The sequence below is a fragment of the Acinetobacter sp. YH12021 genome, assembly GCF_013420145.1.
GTDB lineage: Bacteria > Pseudomonadota > Gammaproteobacteria > Pseudomonadales > Moraxellaceae > Acinetobacter > Acinetobacter towneri.
The window spans coordinates 1-1399 of the sequence record NZ_VOYT01000067.1 but is presented as its reverse complement, the minus strand read 5'-3'; the positions used below and the strand labels follow the sequence as shown (position 1 = coordinate 1399).

The window sequence follows — 1399 nt, the reverse complement described above, 5'->3', positions numbered from 1 at the left end:
TAAATTTTCAGCGTTGCTGGCTCCCCGTCAGCCGGATTGGGTTGCATCGCAGGGGTGTCGAAAGAGTCAACTGCGGTCCAAAGCTGTTGGACTTGGGTGAAAAGGGCGTTTATTCTTCCTATACGTGCCGCGTTCCAGGCGGCGACTATGAGGGCTATGTCGATGCCCATGTGCGCCGGCTGGAGGCGCTACGCCGGGCCGGTATCGTCGAGCGGATCATCGCCGACCAATGGCGCATCCCCGATGATCTGGTCAGCCGTGCCGCCGCCCATGACGCCGGCCGAGACAGTCAGGCCAGCGTTCGCGTCCTTTCCCCGGTCGATCTGAACAAACAGATCGGATCGGACGGCGCGACCTGGCTGGACCGGCGGCTGATCCACGGCGAGACGGCCGACCTTGCGCCAACCGGCTTCGGGCAACAAGTCCGCGAAGCCATGGACCAGCGCCGCGAGCACCATATCGAACAGGGCGACGCCACCCGCAGCCGGGACAGCCGCGTCTTCTACCGGCGCAACCTTCTCGCCATCCTGCGGGAGCGCGAGGTAGCCGGCGTCGGATCGGATATGGCTTTGAGTAAGGGCCTGCCGTTCCGCGCCGCCACGGACGGCGAGAGCGTCAGCGGCAAGTTTACCGGAACCGTGCATCTATCGAGCGGCAAGTTCGCCGTGGTCGAGAAATCCCATGAGTTCACCCTTGTCCCGTGGCGGCCGATCATCGACCGCCAACTCGGCCGCGAGGTTATGGGCATCGTGCAGGGCGGGTCGGTGTCGTGGCAGTTAGGGCGGCAGAGGGGGCTGGAACGCTGAGTGCGCCCATGCCGCATTGCGAAGCAAAAGATAATCGGATAAAATGTAGCAATTCATATTCGTAAGCGTGGAGTAATCAGATGGGAAATTCCAAGTCAGCAGACAAGTAAGCCGCAACAACCAGTATTGTTGTTGCGGCGCTCTGTAAGGCTAGTCTCATCTGATTGCTGACGAGCAGACGTCGCCCGGTATTCCTTAATCGAGGGTTGATTCGTCATGACCACCACACGCCCCGCGTGGGCCTATACGCTGCCGGCAGCACTGCTGCTGATGGCTCCTTTCGACATCCTCGCTTCACTGGCGATGGATATTTATCTCCCTGTCGTTCCAGCGATGCCCGGCATCCTGAACACGACGCCCGCTATGATCCAACTCACGTTGAGCCTCTATATGGTGATGCTCGGCGTGGGCCAGGTGATTTTTGGTCCGCTCTCAGACAGAATCGGGCGACGGCCAATTCTACTTGCGGGCGCAACGGCTTTCGTCATTGCGTCTCTGGGAGCAGCTTGGTCTTCAACTGCACCGGCCTTTGTCGCTTTCCGTCTACTTCAAGCAGTGGGCGCGTCGGCCATGCTGGTGGCGACGTTCGCGAC

The 1399-nt window shown here is 60.6% G+C and carries 2 protein-coding genes; both read left to right on the top strand.

The window, feature by feature from the left end; all coding sequences use genetic code 11:
* Window positions 1-806, top strand: an 806-nt coding sequence (locus FTT91_RS14870) for a DUF3363 domain-containing protein (protein ID WP_257229606.1), incomplete at its 5' end; no start/stop codon positions are given.
* 216 nt (window positions 807-1022) lie between these two features.
* The coding region (locus FTT91_RS14520) for an MFS transporter (protein ID WP_180063744.1) at window positions 1023-1399 on the top strand (377 nt) is incomplete at its 3' end.